At 41.8% G+C, this 25,265-nt stretch carries 23 protein-coding genes and 1 tRNA gene; 11 read left to right on the top strand and 13 right to left on the bottom strand.

Features of this window, described 5'->3' with window-relative positions; genetic code table 11:
* Both ABIL39_08355 and ABIL39_08350 read right to left on the bottom strand, forming a co-directional pair.
* On the bottom strand, positions 1–281 hold a 281-nt coding region (locus ABIL39_08355; protein ID MEO0166133.1), incomplete at its 3' end, for a glycosyltransferase family 2 protein.
* A 357-nt stretch (positions 282–638) separates the two neighbouring features.
* Complete coding sequence (locus ABIL39_08350; protein ID MEO0166132.1) at positions 639–1,901, bottom strand: gliding motility-associated C-terminal domain-containing protein; 1,263 nt, start codon at positions 1,899–1,901, stop codon at positions 639–641.
* 92 nt (positions 1,902–1,993) lie between these two features.
* Between ABIL39_08350 and ispD the strand changes: the two genes are divergently transcribed.
* From ispD to ABIL39_08330, 4 genes are read left to right on the top strand one after another with little or no spacing between them, the layout of a single operon-like run.
* Positions 1,994–2,656 (top strand): 2-C-methyl-D-erythritol 4-phosphate cytidylyltransferase, encoded by a 663-nt coding sequence (gene ispD / locus ABIL39_08345; protein ID MEO0166131.1) that lies wholly within the window; start codon positions 1,994–1,996, stop codon positions 2,654–2,656.
* A complete protein-coding gene (gene dxr / locus ABIL39_08340) occupies positions 2,653–3,801 on the top strand; it encodes a 1-deoxy-D-xylulose-5-phosphate reductoisomerase (protein ID MEO0166130.1) in 1,149 nt (382 codons plus the stop codon). The genes ispD and dxr overlap by 4 nt, the downstream gene beginning before the upstream one ends.
* Entirely contained in the window at positions 3,792–5,090 is a 1,299-nt protein-coding gene (rseP, locus tag ABIL39_08335; protein ID MEO0166129.1) for an RIP metalloprotease RseP, read from the top strand. Before dxr ends, rseP begins: the two co-directional genes overlap by 10 nt.
* Positions 5,087–6,394 carry a hypothetical protein gene (locus ABIL39_08330; protein MEO0166128.1) on the top strand — a complete coding sequence of 436 codons (1,308 nt, stop codon included), beginning with the start codon at positions 5,087–5,089 and terminating at the stop codon, positions 6,392–6,394. Before rseP ends, ABIL39_08330 begins: the two co-directional genes overlap by 4 nt.
* A gap of 6 nt (positions 6,395–6,400) precedes the next feature.
* On the opposite strand, the gene ABIL39_08325 is transcribed toward ABIL39_08330, so the two are convergent.
* Positions 6,401–6,472, bottom strand: a tRNA-Gly gene (locus ABIL39_08325).
* 230 nt (positions 6,473–6,702) lie between these two features.
* On the opposite strand from ABIL39_08325, the gene ABIL39_08320 reads away from it, so the two are divergent.
* Both ABIL39_08320 and ABIL39_08315 read left to right on the top strand, forming a co-directional pair.
* Positions 6,703–7,629, top strand: coding sequence for a HAMP domain-containing sensor histidine kinase (locus ABIL39_08320; GenBank protein ID MEO0166127.1), 927 nt, complete (start codon positions 6,703–6,705; stop codon positions 7,627–7,629).
* A complete protein-coding gene (locus tag ABIL39_08315) occupies positions 7,626–9,446 on the top strand; it encodes an HD domain-containing phosphohydrolase (protein MEO0166126.1) in 1,821 nt (606 codons plus the stop codon). The genes ABIL39_08320 and ABIL39_08315 overlap by 4 nt, the downstream gene beginning before the upstream one ends.
* On the opposite strand, the gene ABIL39_08310 is transcribed toward ABIL39_08315, so the two are convergent.
* Genes ABIL39_08310 through ABIL39_08265 form a run of 10 tightly spaced genes read right to left on the bottom strand, consistent with a single transcriptional unit; the run spans position 9,433 to position 20,043 of the window.
* The gene (locus tag ABIL39_08310) at positions 9,433–10,308 is read right to left on the bottom strand and encodes a bifunctional riboflavin kinase/FAD synthetase (protein MEO0166125.1); all 876 of its coding nucleotides are present in this window, start codon (positions 10,306–10,308) and stop codon (positions 9,433–9,435) included. The genes ABIL39_08315 and ABIL39_08310 overlap by 14 nt on opposite strands.
* A 1-nt stretch (position 10,309) precedes the next feature.
* On the bottom strand, positions 10,310–11,290 hold the full coding sequence (locus tag ABIL39_08305) for a bifunctional oligoribonuclease/PAP phosphatase NrnA (protein ID MEO0166124.1): 981 nt from the start codon (positions 11,288–11,290) through the stop codon (positions 10,310–10,312).
* On the bottom strand, positions 11,217–11,555 hold the full coding sequence (rbfA, locus tag ABIL39_08300; protein ID MEO0166123.1) for a 30S ribosome-binding factor RbfA: 339 nt from the start codon (positions 11,553–11,555) through the stop codon (positions 11,217–11,219). The genes ABIL39_08305 and rbfA overlap by 74 nt, the downstream gene beginning before the upstream one ends.
* A gap of 1 nt (position 11,556) precedes the next feature.
* Positions 11,557–11,865 (bottom strand): DUF503 domain-containing protein, encoded by a 309-nt coding sequence (locus ABIL39_08295; GenBank protein MEO0166122.1) that lies wholly within the window; start codon positions 11,863–11,865, stop codon positions 11,557–11,559.
* Positions 11,866–11,871: 6 nt separating this feature from the next.
* On the bottom strand, positions 11,872–13,962 hold the full coding sequence (infB, locus tag ABIL39_08290; protein MEO0166121.1) for a translation initiation factor IF-2: 2,091 nt from the start codon (positions 13,960–13,962) through the stop codon (positions 11,872–11,874).
* Positions 13,943–15,235 carry a transcription termination factor NusA gene (gene nusA / locus ABIL39_08285; GenBank protein ID MEO0166120.1) on the bottom strand — a complete coding sequence of 431 codons (1,293 nt, stop codon included), beginning with the start codon at positions 15,233–15,235 and terminating at the stop codon, positions 13,943–13,945. Before nusA ends, infB begins: the two co-directional genes overlap by 20 nt.
* Complete coding sequence (rimP, locus tag ABIL39_08280; protein ID MEO0166119.1) at positions 15,225–15,677, bottom strand: ribosome maturation factor RimP; 453 nt, start codon at positions 15,675–15,677, stop codon at positions 15,225–15,227. Before rimP ends, nusA begins: the two co-directional genes overlap by 11 nt.
* Complete coding sequence (locus ABIL39_08275; GenBank protein MEO0166118.1) at positions 15,670–17,388, bottom strand: proline--tRNA ligase; 1,719 nt, start codon at positions 17,386–17,388, stop codon at positions 15,670–15,672. The genes rimP and ABIL39_08275 overlap by 8 nt, the downstream gene beginning before the upstream one ends.
* Positions 17,389–17,435: 47 nt before the next feature.
* Complete coding sequence (locus tag ABIL39_08270) at positions 17,436–19,358, bottom strand: hypothetical protein (protein MEO0166117.1); 1,923 nt, start codon at positions 19,356–19,358, stop codon at positions 17,436–17,438.
* Positions 19,359–19,413: 55 nt separating this feature from the next.
* Entirely contained in the window at positions 19,414–20,043 is a 630-nt protein-coding gene (locus tag ABIL39_08265) for an HAD family hydrolase (GenBank protein ID MEO0166116.1), read from the bottom strand.
* A gap of 318 nt (positions 20,044–20,361) precedes the next feature.
* Between ABIL39_08265 and ABIL39_08260 the strand changes: the two genes are divergently transcribed.
* The 5 genes from ABIL39_08260 to ABIL39_08240 all read left to right on the top strand — a co-directional run.
* On the top strand, positions 20,362–20,577 hold the full coding sequence (locus ABIL39_08260) for a hypothetical protein (GenBank protein MEO0166115.1): 216 nt from the start codon (positions 20,362–20,364) through the stop codon (positions 20,575–20,577).
* Between the two features lie 132 nt (positions 20,578–20,709).
* The gene (locus ABIL39_08255; protein ID MEO0166114.1) at positions 20,710–20,850 is read left to right on the top strand and encodes a hypothetical protein; all 141 of its coding nucleotides are present in this window, start codon (positions 20,710–20,712) and stop codon (positions 20,848–20,850) included.
* Between the two features lie 153 nt (positions 20,851–21,003).
* Positions 21,004–23,397 (top strand): S8 family serine peptidase, encoded by a 2,394-nt coding sequence (locus ABIL39_08250; GenBank protein MEO0166113.1) that lies wholly within the window; start codon positions 21,004–21,006, stop codon positions 23,395–23,397.
* A 163-nt stretch (positions 23,398–23,560) separates the two neighbouring features.
* Positions 23,561–24,535, top strand: coding sequence for an ABC transporter ATP-binding protein (locus ABIL39_08245; GenBank protein MEO0166112.1), 975 nt, complete (start codon positions 23,561–23,563; stop codon positions 24,533–24,535).
* A 396-nt stretch (positions 24,536–24,931) separates the two neighbouring features.
* Positions 24,932–25,265 (top strand): hypothetical protein (locus ABIL39_08240; GenBank protein ID MEO0166111.1); only part of this gene is annotated, 334 nt, incomplete at its 3' end.

Below are 25,265 nucleotides of genomic sequence, written 5' to 3'. Positions count from 1 at the left end.
CGATGCTGGCCATCGGCATCAAGCGTAAAAACTTTTTTAAATCCCTTTGATTTAGCCTCCTGAAATCCTCGATTCAGTGAGAAACCTTTGCCCATATTTTTTTCGTTCACTAAAACATTAACTTTTAATTCTCTGCCAATTGTCGCGGTGCGATCCTTTGAGCCATCGTCAACTAGAATGATATTACTGCGTTCAAAACCTGCAGCAATAAGTTCTTCTATTATCCGGCGGATGCTTCTTTCTGCGTTGTAAGCCGGAATCACTACGCCGATTTCCTTCATGTATGGATAATTTTATACTAATTTTGGCTAAAGTCAAGATATCCCCGCACTGAGTCTTTTCCACTTTTTGTCAAATTATTTTTATGCACGCTGGATTATTAGAGGTAGCCGCACCCTTTAGGGTGCAAAATACCCTAGGATTTAAAAACATTTATCCGCAGGCTAAAGCCTGCGCCTACCATTTTACCGGTACAAGTCGAGAGAAAATCGCTAAAGTGTTGTCCTACAAAAGTACCCAACGTTAAATCATCGATTACCCTTATTATGTCCATGAGTTTCATATTTCCTTCATAAGATATAAAAAATATGGAGAGGACTCAGATTCCCGCAATCGCTTTAGCAAAAATGTGGTCTGGCTCAGCGGGCTAAAACTGTCGATTTTTTTGTTTTTACTACTCGGTGTTCGTAGCAATACTCAAGATAGATGATATACATTCCCGTTGGTGCCTTACCTTTGATTGATTCACCCTGCCAGTAAAGTGTGCCTTTTGCAGAATCTATTTGCTGATTCCGGCAGATATCGTAAATCTTTACTCCTCGGGTATCAAATACCGAGAGCGTGAGAAACCCCCCGGGCTGGGGTAAGCGGTAGTCAATCTGGAGCCGGTCATTCTGTCCATCGTTGTTTGGGGTAAAGATAGGAGGTGTAAGGCAGAGCTCACCGATTTTACCTACGACGCTAAGTTTTTTAAAAGCAATGTTATTGCTGAGATTTTTATCTTCGGGAAATTCAATCTTAAACCCCAGAGAATGTTCACCCTGGGCAGGTTTTTTATACTCCCAGTAGAGGAAGGCGGTATCAAGTGCCTGAACCGGGATGCCATAAATTTGGGACATAAGTTCAGAAGACTCTAATTGTTGATTTTGATTTGTGTCATCATATATTGAAACGGTGTAATCAGTTGTAGGACAAATTCCTTTATTCAAGACTCCAATGCGGATATTGACATTTTCGCCGGTCTCAACCTTGGCAGGGATGAATGCGATTAGGTTCTCATCAAACGCCAGGTCAAAGGCATCGGTGACACTATTTTTATAACCGGGGGTGCAACCTGCAGGGTCAATGGAGGGATGCCAGTTGGTCACCGTATCACCGATGTTATTATCAATCCGTTCCCAGGATATTCCATCTCCTGGGTCGCTGGGAAAGTTGTCAGGAATAAAAGGAGTCCCAAAACTCGTGGTGCAGCGATCAACATTTGAGAAGATGATGAGCGGATCATTGTTAGAAATGCCATCGCCAATGGATGTATCATCAGTGGTCAATATCAAAGTCCCTGGTGGAATGTTGTATGGCTGACTGTTTAATGAATCGGGGACAATATATTCCCGGTCAAGGATTAATGCGTATCCGTATGGATAAATAATTGTAGAATGAATTCGGACATTCGGATACTTTATCAGGATCGATTCGTTGTCCCAGGGTAATATTGCATCGGGCGGGGCATCAAAATCAGAGAGATAATAGGTGCTGAGGTCGATTGTATCTGGACTTGTATTATAGATTTCTACAAACTCATTGCGGTCACCATAAGGGTTTTCGGGACCACGGACATTGGACATGACTTCGGTGATTATAATGCGGGAACTGGTAATATGTATCAAAAAAATTAGTAGCATATATCTATAATACAAAATTTATTCTGCAAGTCAATAACTTTTTTTATTCTTAAGCCTGTTGACTTTTGCTTAATTATGATTATATTCTTTATGTGACAATTTTTGCGGTAATTGTGGGTGCTGGTAAAGGTAAGCGTTTTGGCGGTTTAAAACAATTTTTTGAATTGGCTGGGAAACCCATCATTATCCATACTGCTGAAATTTTTGAAAAGAATAAGATGGTCGATAAGATTATTTTGGTTGTGCCCCAGCGGGCACGGACCAGGATGGCAATTTTGGTCAAAAAATTTCGATTGCGAAAGATTTATAAAATTGTCAGTGGCGGAAAGAGAAGACAGGATTCGGTTTTAAATGGGATAAGGGCGATTAAAAGTGAAGACGGTATGGTGGTGATTCACGATGCCGTTCGGCCTTTTGTTTCTCAGCGTTTGATAAATCGCGGGGTGCGTTTATGTCGGCGCTATAAGGCGGTCATTTTCGGTATACCTATATTCGATACGATAAAACTGGTGAGAAATAAAAAAGTCGTGATAACCGTGCCTCGTATTTCACCGTATGCAATCCAGACTCCGCAATTTTTTGATTTGGCAAGTTTAAAAAAAGCTTATGAAAAAGTTGATTTCCGAAAAGAGTTTACGGATGAAGCGAGCATTTTAGAAAGCGCTGGCATGGATGTCTTCGTTTTTAAAGGGGAACCAGAAAATATCAAGATAACGACAAAAAAAGATATTATTTCCTTACGGGAAAGAGTATGAAAAAAGTAATCATCTTTGGCTCCACCGGCTCTATCGGTTTGAATACTATTGAAGTGCTAAAGCATTTACCAGATTACCGAATCGTCGGACTGGCAACCTATTCCAATTACCGGAGATTCTTTAAACAAATGCAGGAATTGAAACCGGAGTGGGGTGTCCTGGTGGAGAAGAGAGAATATAAGGAATTGAAAGGTTTTTTACCTAAAAAGAATGTGTTGTGGGGTGAGGAGGGATTAGAGGAATTAATTGACCGCATACAGGCCGATGTTTTGGTGGCTGCATTTTCCAGTGCGATTGGCATAAAAGCAATTCTGGCGGCGATAAAGAAAAAGTTGAGAATTTGTTTGGCGACCAAAGAAATTTTGGTAAGTTTTGGTGAGATTGTGATGCAGGAAGTAAAGAAAAGAGGTGTGGAATTAATCCCGATCGATAGTGAACATTCAGCAATATATCAATGTCTGGAAGGTAAAGACACGGCGATGGTTGATAAGATTATTCTTACTGCTAGTGGTGGTCCGTTTTTAAAAAAATCTATCCAGGATGTGCGGAAAGAAGAGGTCTTACGTCATCCTATCTGGAGCATGGGCAAGAAGATCACAGTTGACTCCGCGACCATGATGAATAAGGCGCTGGAAGTTATTGAAGCCCACCATCTTTTCGGTATTGCTCCAGATAAAATAAAAGTCGTTATCCATCCCGAGGCGATATGCCATTCGCTGGTGCAATTTGTGGACGGGAGTTTAATAGGTCAGCTTTCCCTACCGGACATGAGGCTACCCATTCAGTATGCCCTGACAGCTCCGGAAAAACGACCTTCGTTGGTGAAAGCGTTGGAACTGGATAAGATAAAACAACTTACCTTTCTGACCCCTGATTGTAAAAAATTTCCCGGTTTGAATTTAGCCTATGAGGCATTAAAAATCGGTAAGAGCATGCCCGCGGTGCTCAACGGCGCAAATGAAGAAGCCGTTAAAGCATTTCTAAACGATAAATTAAAATTTCAAGAAATTCCGGTGATGATAAAGAAAGCAATGAAGGCACATGTGCCCGTTGCTGGAGGAATTGAAGAATATGCCAAAGCCGAGATTTGGGCACGGAATTTTGTTGCCGATCTGATTCGGGCGAAGGAGGAAAAATGTTATTGATTACGGCGCTGGCTTTTTTATTTGTGCTTGGTTTTTCCATCACCATCCATGAATTTGGTCATTTCTTATTTGCCAAAATCTTTCGTATTCCGGTGGAGAAATTTTCGATCGGTTTTGGACCACCGATAATAAAAAAGAAAATCGGTGAAACCGATTTTAGAATTGCCTATTTACCGGTTGGTGGTTATGTTAAACTTGCTGGGGAAGAAGATGCAGAAATACCTTTGCACAAACCGAGTGCCCCGGAGTGGGATTCTTTATTCCCGGGTTTTTATGAGGCCCCTTTATTCCATCGGTTTATGGTGGTGTTGAGTGGTCCGGTATTCAATATTTTCTCAGGAGCACTTGTTCTGGTTATTCTTTATGCCATTTTCGGTAATTATGTAAATGCCTATCTGCGGGTAAAAGTTGAAAAAGGAGGCTATGCGGAGCGCGCGGGATTTATGGATATGGATTCACTCATTGCCGTAGATGGTAAGCTTCTTTATTCCTGGGAGGATTTAGAAAAGGCACTTGCATTGAAGAAGGATAGTCTTATTATGGTAACGCTCAAAAGAAACGATGAGATTTTAACATTACCGATAAAAAACAATCCGGATTCTTTAATCTTGAGTCCGGTAGTTCCACCGGTTGTCGGTTCTTTGAAAATAGGCGGGCCCGCGGATAAGGCGGGCATGAAAACTAATGACACAATTTTATATATTAACAACAAGAGGATTGCTACCTGGGACGAATTTGTGAATATTGTGCGTGCTTCCCGGAACATTCCCTTAGAGATTGTTTGGAAACATCAGCAGGAAACAAAAACTGCGGTAGTCACACCTATCTCATACTACGATCCGATTTTGCAGGATACGGTAGGTCAGATTGGAATTGTGATGCCTTTAAAGAAAGTACGTGTGCCTTTGGTAAGGGCTGTAACAATGGCGACCCTCCGGACTGTGGATTTGATTTATTTGACGCTTAAAACATTTTATCAACTTATTAAGGGTGAGATTTCCAGGAAGGCTCTTGGTGGACCGGTAGCGATTGCCAAGTTGACCGGCGAGTCGGTGCGCTGGGGATTTGAAAACCTTCTGAGTCTTTTGAGTGTGATTTCCATCAATCTCGGATTGGTCAATCTTTTCCCTATACCCGCCCTTGATGGTGGGCATATCATCATCGTCTTCATTGAGGCGATTCGAAGGAAAAGATTCAGCAGAAAAACTCGGCTGATTATCCAGCAGATTGGTTTTGCAATAATCTTCATGTTGATTATTTTTGTGACATTTAATGACCTGACAAGGTGAAAGTTTTATTTTATTATCCGGTTACATCGGCAAAAAGATATGAACCTCAGATCGCGATAAAGGGAAGTGCCTTCTTCCGACGCCCGAATTATGACGCGATGAGGCTTGCCTATTTATCACGCGATTGCAATTTTTACTACTTTGATGAGCGAACAGAGGAGCGATTTGAAATTTCCCCTGATTTGATCGTGCTGCCTGTTCCTTTGCATCTTGCCTATTACTCCCAAACCCTCGCCCAAAAATGGCGCAGTGAGAATATCAAGACCGTAGCTTATGGATTATATCCGGCGCTATTCATCTCGGAAGCTAAAAAGCATTTTGATGTGGTCGTGCGGGGCGATATCACCGCAGTCTGGCGTGATATTCTTAATGACTTTCGGAATGATAATCTGGCAGAGGTGTATGAAGCCGGTGAAAGGTCTATTAGTTTCCGTGTGGATCGCGAGTATGAAAAAAAATATGGTCTGACACCGATCATTTCGCAGTTGCGAACGGCCTACGGTTGTTATTGTGCTCCCGAATTTAGAGATTATTGTTATGAAAGTATTCTTCATAAGACACCACACCTCTGGAATGTGGATGAGATATTCCGGGAAGTGGCAGTAATGCCCCGCAAAATGATTTACATCATGGATGATGACTTCCTTCACAATTTTGATTATGCCTGTGAAATCCTCCGGCGCTGCTGGCGGCTGAAAAAGATGTGGATATTCCAGACAAAAGGAACTCTTTTTAAGCATCCCCAACTTGTCCAGTTTTTGAAAGAACACGGTGTGAGGATTATCTATTTAAAAGAGGATTGGCTGGGAGGTAATCTTGTGCAAGATATTTACCGTAAGGATTTTGTCAAAGAGAAAGAGTACGAAGTAAATATGATTCACGGTAGTAGGATGACCGTCGGTGCAAAGATTTTGCTCGGCTTTGATGGGGAAAATCCGAAATTTTACCGGGATTTTCTGAGATTTTTGATTAATATAAAAGTTGATTTTGTCGAAATAGCGGTGCGTACACCCCTCCCATTTACGGAAACCTATAAAAAATTAGAGAAAAACAAAAGAATCAATAAAGATATATCCCTCTATGACCGCTGGATGCCAGTGGTGCGTCTCGAGGGTATGGGACAAAATGAGTTATATAACCAGTTGGAATTTTTACGAGATGGATTTTATTCTTGGGAGACGATTATTAAACGTTTGATTCTGGTGGGCCCCCAACTTGGATTTTATAATTCTCTATTTTTTTATCTTATTCCCAACCTTTCTTACCGTGATAATTTTTTGGAGAAGGTGGGTTATCCACCGTAAATAAAAAGCGGGAGACGGGATTTGAACCCGCGACCCTCACCTTGGCAAGGTGATGCTCCACCACTGAGCTACTCCCGCATTACTAACCAATTATATCCAGAATTAAACAAAAGTCAACCCTGTGATTTAAATCAAATATAGTATTGCCGATGAGTTTAGCTGACTTCTGATCTGATCCAGGGGAAAGATTTTTGACTTGACAAAAAATGTTAATAGATTATAATAAAAATATAATCATTTAAATACGGAGGATATATGTTTCGGAATTTAGCATTGCGTATCGCAATCCTCTATATATTGTGGCGGGTTTGTATATTGCTTTTTCTGATCTATTTATCCTGAGCTTTGTCACCGATCCCGTTACCTTAACCCGGGTTCAGACCTATAAAGGTTTGGGCTATGTTATCGCCACCGGTTTATTGTTATATTTTTTGATTCGCAGTCAATTAGAGAAACTCCGACGTACAGACGAACTTTTAAAAAAAGCTGAGGATTTGAATAAAAGATTGTCCGAGATCAATAAGCAACTGATCGAATCCGAACAAAAAAGAAATATGTTCATTGCTTCAATGGGGCATGAGCTACGTCATCCTCTTAATTTAATAATGGGCTTCACCAGCGTTTTGCTAAATGAATATGCCGGTAAGATCAATGAGGAGCAAAGGCATCAACTCCAGATTATTAAAGAAAGTTCGAAACATTTGCTCTCGCTCATCAACGAAATTATTGAGATTACCAAACTGGAATTGACAAAGGAGGGGCTAAATTTAAGGCGGTTTGATTTAAGGAAGTTGATTTTTGAAATTGTCAGTCCTTACCAGACACTGGCTGAACAAAAAAACCTTAAAATCGAAGTTAATGCCCCAGATGAGGTAATAATTTTATCTGATGAAAGTCGATTAAGACAGGTGGTGACCAATCTTATTAGCAACAGCATAAAATTCACAGATAAAGGGTTTGTTAAAATTGAACTGATCGATGCTGGGGATTCGGCTGAACTAATAATTCAAGATACAGGTATAGGAATGAGTAAAGAGGAGTTGAGTTATCTTTTCCAACCATTCAGCATAAAGTATTTTAAAAATCGGCCGGATGTAGAAGGTACGGGTTTAGGACTTTTTATTTGTAAACGCATCTTAGACCTTTTAAACGGGGAAATTAAAGTAGAAAGTAAATTAAATATTGGAACCAGATTTTTAATTAAATTACCCAAGAGACAGGAGTTATTATTATGAAAATTTTGTGTGTGGAAGACAATAAAGAAGAGCGATATTTATTAGAAACAATCCTCAAACACGAGGGGTATGAGGTCGTGACTGCTGAAAATGGGGAGAAGGCATTGGAGATATTGCAAAAAGAACTGGTTGATTTGATAGTTTCGGATATTTTGATGCCGGTTATGGACGGTTATAGTTTCTTATCCATTTGCAAGCAGGATGAGAAACTACGAGATATTCCCTTTATTTTTTATACTGCCACATATACTTCGGCTGAAGACGAAGAATTAGCAAAAAAACTGGGAGTTGATTACTATATAAGAAAACCGGTAGAGGTAGATGAATTTATCAAGTTGATTAAGCAGATAATCGATAATTTTGCAGAGAAGAGATTGGTCTCTCGCCCGGTCGCATGTGTAAAAACGGAAGTGGTAACCGATTTATACAATAAGGTGTTAATCAATAAACTGGAAAGCAAAATAATCGAACTGGAAGAATTAAAGCAGAATTACAATCTTCTCTGCGAACACATCGAAGATTTTATATTCTGGCTTGATGAGAATGGTTATTTCACGAAAGTTAACTGTCAGGTGAAGATGTTTGGTTATACACCTGAGGATGTTGTCGGTCATCATTTCACTGAGTTTTTGACCCCCGAAAGCCAAAAGATTGCCTTGGCACATTTTGAAAAGGCAAAACAGTCAGGTGGGTCAGCGGATGAGTATGAAGTGAATGTGATAGGTAAAGATGGAGAGATTTTCCTTTTGAATCTCCGGCTTTACACGATTCGCGATAATGATCGGTTCCTGGGACGATTTGGGATAGGGCGGGATATTACAAAACTAAGAGCCGCGGAGAAGCGATTGAAGAATCGGGAGGCAATGTATAAAATTCTTTGGGAAAATATTCCAGTAGGTGTTTTTTACTATGACCAGAATTTGATCCTTACTGAATGTAATGAACGATGCGTTCAGATTTTACAGTCTTCCCGTGATCGGCTTATTGGTCTTGATTTGAATAAATTAAAAGACCGCCGACCATTGCCCGCAATCAGGGCAGTGCTTGAAGGTAAAGAGGGTGAATATACCGGTTACTATGAAGTAACAACCAGCCCTGCAGTGCTTTATGCCGAATTGAAGTGTGCACCAATATATGATGAAAAACACAATATCATCGGTGGAGTGGGTTTAATTCATGATATTACCAGTCAACACGAAGCGGAACAACAATTAATTGAGATTCTCAAAAAAAATCAGAAGTTTCTTGAAGGCACGATTCATGCCTTGGCTTCAGCAGTGGAGAAAAGGGATCCTTACACTGCTGGTCATCAGAAAAGGGTTGCACAGCTTGCCTGTGCTATTGCTCAGGAGATGGGGTTAAAAAGCGAGGCAGTAGAATCTCTGAAGATCGCCGGTATTCTCCATGACATCGGAAAGATCTATGTGCCGGCAGAAATCCTGAGCAAACCAGCACGGTTAACTCCAGCAGAATACGATATTGTCAAAGAACATCCTCGAATCGGTTATGAGATTCTGGCACCGATTGAATTTCCCTGGCCTATTGCCCAGATAATTTTACAACACCACGAACGCCTCAATGGCTCAGGATATCCTGCAGGGTTGAAGATGGAACAGATACTCCTTGAAGCACGAATACTTGCCGTCGCGGATGTGGTTGAGGCGATGATGACCCATCGGCCTTACCGTCCAGCCTGGAGTGTTGAGGTTGCGTTACAAGAAATTATCGCTAATCAGGGCATTCTCTACGATACCAGGGTCGTTGATGCCTGTGTCAAATTGTTCAGGGTGAAGAATTTTAAATTCAACAGTGGGTAATTTTTTGGATATCCTGGATAATTGCTTTTTTCAATGATTCATCATTGGGAAATTTTTTAATACCCCTTAATCGGTGTAAAAATTTTATCGTCACCTGGGTTCCGTACAGATTACCACAAAATCCTAAAATATGGACCTCAATCTGATTATGATGTAAAAACATTGCTCCAGTATAGATTTGATTGGAAAATTCAACCTTGACTTCATAAACCCCATCCAGGGGCAATAATTTTTCTTTGGCTATCCGGAGGTTGATGGTGGGGAAGCCCAGCAGGGTACCTTTACCTTTTCCTTTGATCACCTCTCCGGTGATGGAATATTCCCGGCCGAGCAATTGGTTGGCTCGGGGTATGTGACCGAGCAGGAGCAGTTCGCGAATCCGGGTGCTGGAGATGACTCCTTCTTCGTCTTTAATCTTCGGAACGATTTCCACTTCGTATTTGCCTTGTGCCATTTCTTTCAAAATTCTCGCATTACCGCGGCGCCCCTTACCGAAATGAAAATTCTCTCCCACCACCACCACCGCGGGTTTTATTGATTGATAAATTAAATCAGCAAACTCCTCAGGCGTTTGCTGGGCGAATTTCTCGTCAAAGTTGAAGTAATAGAGAAAATCAACACCAAGGGCAGCAAGGATTGCCTCTTTTTCAGACCGGGTGGTCAAAAAAAGGATTTCGTTTTTGTGCAGAACCGATACGGGTGGTGGATGAAAAGTTATGACGCCGGTTTTTTTTGTACCCATTGCAATGATTTTTATTCTGGAGATTATCTCCTGATGGGCACGATGGACACCATCAAAATTGCCTAGGGCACACACCGATCCCTGGGTGATATGTTGAAGTGAACCTTGGATGATTTGCATTTTATAATTCTTTTATCAATTCAGTAAGTAGTTTTTTCTTTACAGCTTTTATACTCCCTTTAAGTCTCATGCCCGCCGCCAGTCGATGCCCGCCTCCTCCGAATCGCTGGGCAAATTTATTGACATCGATTATACCATCGCTCCTTAAGCTTACCCGGATATCGTCTTTTTCTTCCCGCAAAAATAATGAGACTCGGACATCCCTTATTGCCTGTAGAAAAGAGATGAAATTTTCGGACTCGGACATGGAGGCCCGGTGTTTTTTTAACATAGCCTGGCTAAGATACATGGTTCCCACGCCGTGCTCGATTTCGATGGTGGATAAAACCTCGGCTAAGAGTTTTGTTCCTTCAACGGTTTTGGCATTCAGTCTTTTTATCAGTTGTGCGGGTTCCACACCTTTCTTTATCAATTCTGAACAAATCTGGAGTGCGGAGGCAGTAGTATTTGGATAGACGAACCCTCCTGTTTCCATATAAATACCGGCATAGAAAATTTGGGCAACTTGCCTGTTAATGGGCAGATTTAATTTTTTGAATAACCGATAAATGATTTCACAGGCAGATGAGGCTTTTTCGTCAATGATCGTAATTGCCCCGAATAGCTTGTTGCTCCGGTGGTGGTCAATGTTGATGACCAATTTTCGTTTTAAAAAATCGCTCGAATATTTTCCTTTAGGAAAAATACGCTCAATATTTGCCGAATCCACAGCAATCAGAAGGTCAAAATCCGTCAGAGTATTAGAGAATCGATCATTGTGGAGTAAAAATTGATATTTTTCTGGAATTGGGGAATGGCAGAAAAGGGTCGGTTTTTTTCTTTTGTAAAAGTTAACCAAATGCGCCATCAGCAATGCCGAGCAGATACCATCACCGTCTGGATCAATATGGGTCGCAATGAGAATGTTTTTACTTGTCTTTATCGTGGTTTTTAATCTCGTCCAGGAGTTTGTCAATCTTTTCTCCATATTGTTGGCTGTCATCAATGATAAATTCTAAGTCGGGGATATATTTTATTCGTATTCGGTGGGCAAGGGCAGTTCTCAAATATCCCCGGGCGCCTTCAAGAATTTGGAGGTCATTGGCGGAGTTACCCATGGTGGTGAAATAAATCCGGGCAATTTTTAAGTCGGCTGAGACGGTAACTTTCGTAACGGTTACCATGCCCAGTCGGGGGTCGCGCAATTTCTGGCTTATGATTAGAGAGATTTCGCGGGCAATCAAGGAGGCAACGCGGTCGCTACGCATATCAAATAATCCGGGATTGGGAGTTCAAGACAATGACCGAAGGAAAATTGCTGATGAAATTCAGAACTTCATTAAGAGTGGATTCAACAACCTCTTTGGCATTACTGCAGGTCACCACTGCCAGTTGGGAACGTTGCCATAAAGAGAGGTCACCAAATTCACAGATTGCGACATTGAGTCGGTTTTTCACTTTTTCTTTTAAACTGAGAATAATTTTTCGCCTTTCTTTGAGTGATTGACAATTTTCAATATGGAGGTCAATGTCGCATATCCCGATAAAGAATCCTCCGGAATGGGGGAAACTTTTCATTTCAGTTCACTCGGGGGTTTCCGGAGTTTCTTCTATTTTATAGAACTGCAATATATCACCCTTCTGGATATCAGTAATATTTTCCAAACCAATACCACATTCATATCCTGCAGCCACTTCTTTTACATCCTCTTTGAATCTCTTCAGGGATATGACTTTAGTTTTGGTGATTTCCTTACCATTCCTCAGTAACAGCACTACTGCATTTCGCACAACTTTTCCATCTTTTATATAACAGCCGGCAACCAAACCAACCTTTGGGATATTGAAAACCTCGCGGACTTCGCCTTCACCGATAAGAATTTCCTGGACCTTGGGTTCGAGAAGACCAACCATTGCAGCGCGTAAATCATCCAGGGCTTCATAGATCAGCCGGTAAGTCCGGATTTCCACTCCTTCTCGTTCCGCCGCCTCCAGTGCATCGGCATCCGGACCAACATGGAAACCTACGCAAATTGCATTGGTAACTTCTGCCAAAAGGACATCAGAAACACTTATTTTCCCCACTCCCTTATGGATGATATTTATCCGGGTGTCTTCAATGTTTAACTCCTGGAGTTTTTCATCAAGAACTTCAAGCGAACCCGCGGTATCAGCCTTAAGGATGATGTTCAATTCTTTTGCCTCGCCCTTTTTGATTTTTTCCTGTAAGTCAAGGAGGGTGACCTTGGCTCTTTTTGCTTTCATCCGGCGTGAGCGTTCGATGAGCTCCCGTTGATAGGCGATCTCACGTGCCTGCCTTTCATCATCAACGACCATAAATATTTCACCGGTTTGGGGTAATCCATCAAAACCCAAAACCAAAACTGGTGTGGAAGGACCGGCTTCATCAATCCGCTTGCGGGCATCGTTGAGGAGTTCCCTGACCCGACCTGCCTGGCAGCCACAAACAAATGGGTCACCCCTCCTCAGGATACCTTCCTGAACCAGAATTGTGCAGACATTTCCCCGGCCATGTTCCACATTTGCTTCGAGAACTACTCCTTTGGCTTTGGTGTTTATCGGTGCAGTGAGATTCATCTCTTCAGCTTTCACCAGAATGGCGTCGAGTAAATCGTTTATGCCGATATTTTTGAGGGCGGAGGTCTCTACACAGATTGAATTGCCTCCGAATTCTTCTACAATTACATTCGCCTTCGCGAGCTGGGATTTTACCAGGTTAACATTTGCCCGGGGCAGATCAATCTTATTAATCGCCACAATGATTGGAACATTCGCTGCTCGGGCATGGTCAATGGCTTCAATGGTCTGGGGCATAACGCCTTCATCCGCTGCCACGACCAAAACGACGATATCAGTTACTTGGGCACCTCTTGCCCGCATCGTCGTAAAATCTTTGTGCCCGGGGGTGTCGATGAAGGTTATCAACTTACCATTATATGAAACCTGATATGCACCGATTTTTTGGGTGATCTTACCATACTCGGTCTCTGCCACACGCAATTTGGTAATCGCATCAAGCAGGGTAGTTTTGCCGTGGTCCACATGTCCCATCACTGTCACAACTGGCGGGCGCTTAACCATCTGAAGGTTCTTTTCTTCTTCTTTTTTGACCTGTTCCTCAAGGGTTACAACTTTCATCTTGCATTTGAATTCGTCGCATAAAACCGCAATCGTATCAAGATCCAGGCGCTGGTTCAGGCTTGCCATCACTCCCAGATTGATACACTTCTTTATCACCTCGCTCGGCGGGACTTCTAATGCCTGTGCGAATTCAGCCACGGTCATGAATTCAACTACTTCCACCTCTTTTTCTTTAGGGAGTTCTACTTCTTTGGGTGCTTCTGCTTTTTTATAATGTTTTTTTGTAACACCTTTTTCAATCCGTGCCAGGGTGGCTTTCACGGTCTGCTGGATTTCCTGTTCATTGATTTTTTTGGTTTTTTCTTTATGTAGGCTCGGGGTTTTGAAACGGGCAATTTCTTTTTTAAATTTCTTTTTCTCCTCGGCAATTTTCTCTTTTATCCTCTTTATTTCTTCATCGGTGAGCAAAGACATATGCCCCTTAGCTTTAATGCCGATCTCTTCCAACATCTTTATTAAGGCATCGCTGGATAGACCTAAGCTTTTTGCCAGGTCATGCACTTTCTGGGGCATTTTCGGACTCCGGCACCTCAACTTTCTTTTCTTCTTTTTTCGGCGATAATTTTTCTAACAGGGTATGCACTCCCGCATCATCCAGATTCAAAAGTGTTTTGAGTTCTTCTGGTGTGGCTTTTAGAACGCTCAGGACATCGGTATATCCTTTTTCAATCAATTTCTTTTTTAAAGGAGCGTCCAACGTGGGCACATCTTCGATTTTCGTTTCTTTTAGTCGCTTTTCTTCAAGCTCTTTTTCATATTCCGACGCCTTCTTTATCTCAATATGGACTCCGGTTAGTTTAGAAGCCAAGTCTACATTCACACCGTTTTTGCCGATGGCCTTGGAGTAATCTTCGTCCGGCACAATTGCCAGGACACTACCTTCACTGGTTTGTTTTACTTCTTTCACTTTCGCCGGTGAAAGACTCCGGGAGACGAGGAGACCCAGGTCTTTACTCCACTGGATGACATCAATCTTTTCGTCGGAGAGTTCCTTGACGATGGTCTGAATCCGGCTACCTTTATAACCCACACAGGCACCGATCGGATCGATTTTGGGGTCGAGCGTCTGGACAGCAACCTTGGCCCGAACACCTGGTTCCCGGACGATTTTAACAATTTGAATGATGCCATCTCTTATTTCGGGAATTTCGTAATAAAGGAGGCGTTCCAAAAATTTAGGGTCGGTTCGGGAGAGGATGATTTTGGGACCCCACTGGGCACGTTCCACCTTTTTCACTACTGCCCGAATCGGTGAGTCAAGGCGGTAATGTTCACCGCGCATCATTTCGGGATATGGAATACTTGCTTCAATTGGACCGAGGTCGACGAGCACTTCATTCCGGCTCACGACTTTGACAATTCCTTTGACAATTTCTCCGACTTTTTTCTCATATTCCGCCATAATTCGATTTCTTTCGGCCTCACTGATGCGCTGGGTCAAAGCCTGTTTTACGGATTCAATCGCGGTCCGACCAAGTTCACTGATAGGAATAGGTATTCTAATTTCGTCGCCGATATTACACTCTTTTATCTTGCGGGCTTCTTCCAGGGTAATTTCTTTGTCGGGTTCGTTGACTTTTTCTACCACCTTCTTCACAAGATTGATTTTTATTTCTCCCGTAGACTTATTGACCGAGACTTCGGATTCCACACCCTTGCCGAACTTTCTCCGTACACCGGCTTTTATTGCTTCAGCAAGGGAATCAATCACATAATCAAACTTTACCCCGCGAATCCGGGCGATTGTTTTGATATTTTCAATTATCAGATTATCTTCATTTGCCATAGTCAAACTCCTCAATAACCTTGGCGCGGATGATATCTTTGAATTGAACGATTACCTCTCCGACATCCTGGACGATTTTTACGCTATTTTCATCAGCTTCTCGGATATACCCCTTGATTTTAGTGTTTTTTAATATTATCTCCGCCATCTTCCCCCTTGCCCAGGAGAAATGTTCCGGGCGGCTGAGATGCCTTTCAATTCCCGGGGATGATACTTCCAAGGTATACTGAAAATCAATGATGTCTGCATTATCAAGGACTTCGGATAAGGCATTGCTGACTTTTGCACAGTCATTGATGGTGATACCACCCTGTGGACGGTCAATAAATACCTTTAAGGTTCTGGTCACATCGTTGAACTGCAGGTCGTAAATTCGGAAATCCATCGGTTCGATAATCTCTTTTACAATTGTTTCAATTTTGGCTAAGTCAACTTTAGACATGTAAACCTGCCATCAACTGATTCTTCAATTTTATACAAACTTCTTTTATTTCTTCTTTTCGACATATTACCTTTTCACCAGTTTCGCGGATGTGGATATCAAACTGATTATTTTTAATACCCCGTGGACTGATGGTTAGTCGGAGGGGAATACCGATGAGGTCGGCATCATTGAATTTTATTCCTGCGGAGATATCCCGGTCATCAATCAAACTGGTAAATTTGATTTCGTCCAGAATTACATTGATTTCCTGACCAACTTTTTTTACCGCTGGTTCTTCCGGATTGAGAATGAGAAGATATAGATCAAAGGGGGCGATGGATATAGGCCAGATAATCCCCTTTTCGTCGCTTTTCTGTTCCACGGCACAGGCCATAATTCTTTCCAGCCCAATGCCATAACTACCCATTATTATTGGTTTTTCCCGTCCTTCTTGATCCAAGAAATAGGCTCCCATGCTTGCCGAATATTTGGTTCCCAGTTTGAAGATATGACCGAGCTCAAGGGCACTTTTGATTTCTAATTTCGCACCACATTTTTTACAGCGCTCGCCATTTTTTAACTGACGGATGTTATGATAACTTTTTACCTGCACATCGCGCTTGATATCCACCCCTTTAATATGATAATGATTTTCATTGGCACCGGTCACCATCCCCTTGGTATCCTTTAAAAGTTCATCAGCGATGATGGTGATATTTGATATTCCCACTGGACCGATAAAACCTGGTTCTGCACCAAAGTATCTCAGGATCTCTTCGGCACTTGCCGGCTGGTAATCGGCACCGATGATTTTTTTCAATTTTTCCTCATTTATTTCATAGTCACCCCGGATTAGAACGAGCACCGGTTCTTTACCCGGAGCAGTCATGAACATGTTTTTTATTAAATTTGCTGGAGGGATATTTAAAAATTGACTCACTTCTTCCACGGTGCGGCGGTCGGGTGTGGCGACTTTCTCTAATTGGACATCCTCAAAGGTAAAATATTCACCAATTCCCTCCGCGATTGCTAGATTAGAACGGTAGTCACAATTGGGGCAGATGACGACCGTATCTTCGCCACCATCAACGAGAGCCATGAATTCTTTTGATTCACCCGTTCCCATCAGACCACCGGAGGCATCCACAATGATGAATTTTAGCCCGCAACGGGTGAATATCCGGGAATAAGCTTCTTTATGGAGATTGAAACTTTTATCCAATCCAGCCTCATCCACATCCAAACTATAGGAGTCTTTCATTATGAACTGCCGGGAACGAATTACTCCACCCCTGGGTCTTGGTTCATCACGAAATTTGGTCTGGATTTGGTACCATATCTGGGGCAGATCCCGATACGAGCGGATATGAACCCGGGCGATTTCGGTGATGACTTCTTCGTGGGTAGGGCAGAGGCAATAGTCCCGGCCTTTACGGTCTTTCAAACGAAACATGTCATCGCCAAAATCCTTCCACCGACCCGATTCTTCCCATATTTCTTTTGGAGACAAAGCCGGCATCAGTAATTCTTGAGACCCGATTCTATCCATCTCTTCCCTGATGATATTGGCAATTTTAAGTAGCACCCGCCATGCCAGTGGCAGGTAGGTGTGGATACCTGCCCCGTGCTGTTTGATAAAGCCAGCACGCAACAAGAGCCTATGACTCTTTAGTTCGGCATCTTTCGGGTCTTCCCTTAAAGTTTCAATCAGCGCCTTGGATAATATCATAACTATTACTATACACTAAAACGGCAAAAAAGTCAAGAGTCAGATAGTTAAAAATCTACTCCAATCTTTAATTCGGTTTTTATCGGTGGTTCCAGGGGTGATTTTTGATACCAACATCTACTGTTTCCAGCAAATGGTTCGGTATATTTGTCTTTTCCACCCCCATCAATGAATATCCCGATTGTTTTCATAAGATCTCGGAGACCGCCCCGGCTGGTAGCGCTGGAGTTTCCTAAAGTTATACCACCGTGGGTTGAATAATGGTCATCACCGCAAAGGTCAACAAAAATCCCCATCCCATTGGCGTTTCCCGCTCCCAAACTCAGATTGGGGGCTTCATAGCGGTCGTTGCCATTATATTCGATCAAAACACCCAATGAAAAATCATGGCCCGCACCCAGCGCCATATTTTTTGCTGCGTTGTACCGATCGTTTCCTGCAGAATCAATCAAAACTCCCAATGCAAAATGAGCACCAGCACCCTGCACATACCAAATACCATTGTATTCATCGTTACCTGAATAATCAACTAAAAATCCAGAACCAAACCAGTATCCACAACCCTGGCCGAAAACCCCGCAGGAGTATTTATCATTACCATCACCATCGATGAGCATTCCTATCCCACCGGCAAGAGAGTGACCGTCCGTGTAATCCGCTCTTATTCCGAAACCCATACCTTGGGCAAGGCTGATATTATGTTCAGCAGTCTGGGCTGAAGGATATTTGATTGTATCATCCCGGGCGATATAAATATCATCACCCTCTTTATCTATTAGGAGACCAGCACCTTTAACGTGTCCAAACCCCTGACAGGCGTAAAAACCGATGTACCTGTCATTCCCTGAGATATCGGCAATTACACCAGCTCCTAAGACCCCTGCTCCCTGACCATAGAGATCGGTTAAATATTCATCGTCACCACTATAATCCATGATTATCCCCTGCCCGAGGATGCCGGTGCCCAGTCCAAATTTTTTGGCTTGATATTTATCATTACCTTCTAAATCAACAACAAGACCGTAACCAGCGATTCCGGTCCCACATCCGATTTCACCTTCGTATCTGTCGTCACCATGATAGTCAATTATGATGGAAATTGGTTGGTCAAAGCTTGAGATCCCACCGGTTTGGTAAGTGTCATTACCCCCAAAATCGATGATCAATAGATAATTTTTCTCATCAAAAGTATCATCGTCAATCGTGCTCAAGACGATTGTCCCGAGGCGGGTGTGCAGGGTTAATTTTTGGGGCAAAGAGGCATCACGCATGCGATCAATCGCTGCACCCAAAATATAACACAAATCCATTGCGCCGGCAGCCAGAGCTTTGAAATCAGTTCTGCTGATTAACTCCTCCAGGCGGGGATTGGAGAGGTCATATTCGTCTGATTCTGTTAATCCTTTAACGATTGTATCAATTATTTCTCTGGCCAAATATTTATTGCCGCATTCGAGCCATGGACATGAGTTTTTTATTCCGATTAAAATCATATATAGCCCCAAGCGGATACTTTCGGGTATTTTTTCAATAGCCACTTCAGTAACACCATAAAAATCGTTTAACAGGTGGATTAGTGCGTTATCAAGGGTATCGTTTTTTGGTAGATTTTGGATAATGGTCTCCTCCGGTCTTTCAATAAGACCCCGTCTTACGCCTTCGTCTATCCTGGCCCATGGGAAATAACTTAATGCCCAGAGAGAGTCAGCATTAGTTAAAATGGCATGGGCGAGTGTCCGGACAAAAGGGTCGGTATCAAGGGGGTTATCAATCAGGCGATCATATAATTTGGTGCGGAACTTACCATAGTCCCAGAATTCCAGGTCCTTTTTTTCAATCTTTAAATCAGATAAAGGGATATTCATCTTGCTGGTGGCCCTGGATATTAAGTTTTCCAGGTCAGCCTGACCAAAGAGTAAAAGCATATTGCTGACAATAGTTAGGAAAATTTTAAATTTTCCGTTACCCATTTCTTGCTCCTTTTTATCACAAAAAGATCCTTTGTTTGCAAAATTTCGTGAAAAATTATAATGAAAATTTTCTCTTTATCAAGGGTATTAAATCGGTGAGTTTATTTATTTTTAAATCGGTTTGCATTCTGTAGCCGATGAAAATACAGCGAGCGCGTTGGGCAGTTCTTAAATCGGTGGTTGTGTCACCGATAAATATTATATCCGCAGTTTTGACCTTTAATTTTTTGCATGCCTTTAACAGCATTTCTGGGTCAGGTTTGGGTTTTTTGACGTCGTCGGCGGTGATGATTACATCAATTAAATGTTTTAGATGGGCACTTCTTAATTCGCGTTGGGTTATCTGCCGGTGGGAATTGGTGATACAGCCAATTTTTAACCCGGCTTTTTTCAATTGCTTAAGTACGGTGTGCGCCTGGGTATTGACCTTCATTAATCCGAGGAAGCGGCTGAAGTTTTCGGAAAAATATTCCACAACGGCCCGGAGTTTGACACCCGGCATAAATATTTTGACATCTTCTTCAGTACTCTTACCCCAGTTTTGGGCAAAAGTCTTTAAATCTATCGGTTTATACCCGAAGTGTTCAAGAGTATCATTAAATAGGTAGTACCATACTTTATAGGTGTCAACCAAAACACCATCCAGGTCAAAAAGAATCGCTTTGATTTTATTTTCTTTTCGCATAACAATGATTTTATTCTTAAAAGAAACGAAAATCAAGAATTTATTTTTGCTTGTTAGGTGAAACCTTGGTTAATATTTCCGTTTATCTGGGAATTGGCGGAATCTTTAACGGGGAGTTCACTGATTCCTTTTAGTTCATAAACTGAGTCCTCCTCATTTTTTCCCCATTTGATGGGAGTTTTGCCCCTGGATTAAGGGGGTGATAAAGTAGGCATCACCCCCTATCTTCTGGAATGGCTTAAAAGACACCTGTATTTAAAAATCCTCATTGATTGGAAAAAGATCGGTAGGTATAACGAACAATCCCCCTATTTTGACATGAGGTTAATTATCTCGTTGATGATTCCTGGCAAAATACAATTGAAAGGTTGGGTTTATAAAGTTCTTAAAAGGGTTGGGGTTAATCTTGTGATTCGTGTAAAAGGTGATGTTTGGGTTAGATATGGTAAATTTTCTGGTTGTTTAAAGAAGGTATGTTCAGGGATAGAGAAATTCTTTGGTGGTGTAAGGTTTGTTATCAGAAGAAGACAATGATCCATTGTATATTGTGACCCATTTATCTGATAGCAGTGTGGTTTTAGAAATTTATGGGTATCGGATGCGGATTAAGGAGGGTTTTTGTGATTTCAAGAAGGAGAGATATTTTTCGTTAAGGGTGTTGTTAAGATGGAGGAATTGATTTTAGTGACTGTTGTTGCTTATATGTTTGTGATTCTTTTGGGTGCGGTTAGTGAAGGGATAAAGGGGTTTGTTGATTTGGTTTCTATGGTTAAAAATGGGAAAAAGAAATTGCTAAGCAGTTTCTGATTGGGGTTAGAATTATTGGATAAGTTGGATTTATCAAAATACCTGTGGCTTTTTTGTTTCAAAAAGTTATGGCCAACTGAAGATTAAAAGTGAGGAGTACTCAGGTATTGACATACTGGGAAAGTTATATAATATATACTAAAGGAGGTCTCTATGAGAGTATTTATGATTTCTTTGCTAATCGTTTTTGCCAGTGGGTCAGAAAATAATCCACTTCGACCTTTTACGATTGGTTACTATGAACCCCCTCCATTAGGAGATGGTAACATCCTTTCAATTACTGATTATCACTTTGACCCTCTTGTTGAGAGACCCAATCTACCGGAGGATTTAAGTATTAAAGAATATCCCGAAGGTGGGAAGGGTTATTATCTCGTCCAGTTGTATGGTCCGATCTATCAGGACAAATTGCAGCGAGTAGAACAAACAGGGGCAAAGGTCCTGGGTTGCCATTCACGATATAACTTTGTCGTCCAAATGGATAATCAAATTAAGAAACTGGTAGAGAGGTTGCCGGTCGTCAGATGGGTTGAGATATATCAGCCTGCATATAAATTCTATCGTAATATCCTCGATGGCAGCCGATACGGGAAGTTTCTTGTCTATATTTTTCCTACAGAGTCAATAGCCGCTATTTCACAAGATTTAACTAATCTCGGTATCAGGGTGCTCAGTTTCTCTGACACCGATGCTATAAAATTTTTCTGGGTGGAATGCGAACGGCAGAAATTGATAGAAATTGCCAACTTGATTGGTGTTTACTGGATTGAAGAGTGGTTCCCCTCGGAACCTGAAAATGACCAGGCACAATGGGTTAATCAGAAAGGGTTGCCTCCAACCGATACACTCCGTCCGATTTGGCGTCAGGGAATATTTGGTATTGACCAGATTCTCGGTTATACCGACACCGGACTTGATGTGAATCACTATGCTTTTCGCGACCCCAATATTGCTATTACCGACACCGGGGAATTTCCCAATCACCGCAAGGTGGTGGTTTTCAAGAAATATCCGCCAGCGAGTGGAGTGGGTGACCCAGACGGTCACGGTACCCATGTGGGCGGTACAATTGCCGGAAATGATTCAGCAATGGGTGGTACAGACCCAAGGGATGGACACTCTAAGGGTGCGAGAATCTCTCACCTATGTCCGATACCGTCTTCTTCTTATAATTTTATAACGGTTTTTGATGTATTAACCAATACCCTTCGTAATCCTCAATTGCGGGCATATACAATTTCCAATTCCTGGTGGACCGGGACGATGGGGCAGTATTCAGCTAAGAGTATGGAGTGTGACCTATTCTGCTGGCGCAATCGCGATGTAGTGCTGATAAAATCATGTGGTAATCAGGGACAATCAAGCCAGTATCGTATAACAGAGCCTGGAAATGCAAAATCAATGCTTGCAGTTGCCAGTGTGCAAAATGGAACCAATGCTACTGTTTTATCCACTTTTTCAAGCCGTGGCCCGGCACCTGATGGCAGAATAAAACCTGATTGTGCTACGCCTGGCGAAGGTATCTATTCTGCCCAGCGAAATACCACTAATTCTTATGTTTCAATGTCTGGAACTTCGATGTCTGCACCCTCATGTAATGCCTGTGTCGGTTTGATGCGCGAATATTTGAAAAAAGGCTGGTACCCGCGGGGCTATCGGAATCCTCCTGATAGTATGAGATATGTGAGTTCAGCATTGCTTCGGGCAATGGTTTATGTCTCTACATCACCGAACATCGGGAGTTATGTAGTTCCCAGTGAATATATTGGCTGGGGAAGGATTACTGTGGATTCGGTCCTTGCCTTTGCCAATCCCACTCCGGACCGAAGAGAGTTGCTACTTTATGATGATACAATTGGATTATCAACCGGTCAGTTTGCGGAATATATATTTACAATAATTGATTCTGTTCCTGCACTACGTGCGGTCGTTGCCTGGACCGATACTGCTGCTGCAGCAGGCGCAACAAGGGCATTGATTAATAATCTGAATGTCAGATTGATATCACCAGCTTCAGATTCTTTCAAAGGAAATGTTTACTCTAATGGGCAATCGGTTCGCAATCCAACCGCTCCCTACGATAGTTTAAATCCTTATGAATGTTTCAATATCCCTAATCCCCGGCGCGGACAATGGAGATTAAGGGTGATGGCAGCAAATGTCGTGACGGCAAGACAACCCTATGCAGTTGTCTTGACTGGTAATTTTCTTGAGAGTCCAGTGGGTATTTCTGAAGAACCTTTTAATCTCGGTACCCCGCAGCAGATTACAATAAAACTGATGAATGCTAATCCACAGAAGATTGGTAATGTAAGGTTTAAAGTTTATTTACCTTCCGATGATAAAACTTATGAAATTCGAATTTACAACCTGTATGGTGGTAGAGTGAAAACCTTGTTCTATGGAAAATCAAATAAAGATAACTGGCAGATCTTAAACTGGAATTGCAGAGATGATAAAGGTAAGATTGTTCCGCAGGGAGTATATTTTATTCAGCTTACTGATGGAGAGGCAGCGTTAACCGAAAAATTGATTCTTCTGAGATAACTTTAAGAAGTTAGCAAAAAGCCCTCTGTATTTCCATCTTAATCTAAAGGGGTAGAAGTCGGTGAGAGAATAAACCAATTTTTAAAATTGGCTTTGAATTTGAATCCGTTATGCAACTCTGGTAAGGTCTTGATTATTTAAATTTCCTGAATATCATTATTTAATGGCGAATGACATCATTATAAAAAATCTAATAAAGATTTTCAAGAAACATACCGCGGAAGTCCGGGCCGTTGATGGTGTCAGTTTTGAAATAAGAGAAGGGGAGTTATTCGGACTTTTGGGACCCAATGGTGCGGGTAAGACAACATTGATAAAATGTATCTCTACACTATTGATACCGGATGGCGGTACAGCAATCGTTGGTGGTTGCGATGTTTTAAAAGACCCATTGGGTGTTAGAAAAAAAATCGGTGTGCTTACCGGCGGAGAAAGGAGTTTATACTGGAAATTGAGTGCAATTGATAATCTTAAGTATTTCGGGGCACTTTATGGTGTTCCGAAGAATAAATTAAAAGAAAGAATTGATTTCTTGCTTGAACTAATGGATTTGAAAGATCGGGCAAATGAGAATGTGGAAAAATTTTCCAGCGGAATGAAACAGAAACTTGCGATTGCCCGTGCCTTGATCCATGACCCACCGATTTTGTTGATTGATGAACCAACACTCGGTTTAGACCCTTATTTTGCAAGGTTTATCAGGCAATTTATCAAAGAAGAACTTTCACATAAATTGAAAAAGACAATTTTATTAACAACCCATTATATGGATGAGGCGGATGAGTTGTGTGATAGAGTGGCATTTATGAATCGGGGCAGAATAAATGCGCTCGATACTCCAACCGCCTTGAAAAAGGCGATGCCCCAGGAACAGGTTTTAGAACTGAAATGTTTGGGTGATTTGAATAAAGAAGATTTTGTTCAGATAAAAGAAGCGGTAAGTTTGAATGTATCAAAACAGGATGGCTACCATTATGTCCGTGTGAATACCGACAATCCTGAATTGTTATTGAGTAAACTTGTTGATATGATTCGGGATAAGGCAAAGGTTCTGTCTGTGAATGTCACATCGCCGACCCTTGAAGATGTATTTGTATATTTAACTGGTGCGAGTTTAAAGGAAAATCAGGATGAATGATTTTGGGAAATGGTTGTTGGTTTATAGGCGTGGATGCTGGTATGGTAATTGGGATTGGTTATTTGATAAATTGGAATTTATCCCCAGTAATTCCTGTAGTAGTGGCAGAGTTCACTCTGCAAATGTTGAGCAAGCTCAAATACTACATTTAGCAATAATCTGGAGTGCAACAGCTTGCTGTTGCGCCTTGCTATATAAATGTACGAGGGGCTTCCAGCCCCGATAAGAAATCTCGTTTCTCTTGTTTAAACCAAGGAATATAATTGAGGAAAAGATGAAGATACTTGAACCTTGGCACCTATTTGGAAAAACAATATTCAATTCTGGGTATATTATTTTATTATTTTTAGGTATACACATATTGGATTTTCCCGTTAAAATGAAACAGGAGTAAAAATGAGGAGAGTTTCAAACGATTTCGCTATTTGCATCCGTCACTCCGTCTGGCGGACGCAATCCGCAATGTCTTTTTCCCATTCCACATTCCGCAATCCGAAATCCGAAATAAAAAATCTTTTCTCCATCTTCCATCTCTTTTCTGACTTCTGTCTTCTAACTTCTATTTTTTTCACTTTTCACTTCTTACTTCCTACTTCTTCCTTCTTATTTGCCCAGACTCCGGAGTGGGTTTATCAGTATGTGAATCCAGCCGGGACTGATGTGCCGTCAGCGATAATTGCTGATAGCTCTGGAAATACATATACGACTGGACACCTAAAGTCTCAGGATA

The organism is candidate division WOR-3 bacterium (genome assembly GCA_039802205.1).
Lineage (GTDB): Bacteria > Hydrothermota > Tepidihabitantia > SM23-42 > JAOAFX01 > JAOAFX01.
Note: the sequence above shows the minus strand (reverse complement) of the source record. Positions and strands in the feature narration are given on the sequence as shown.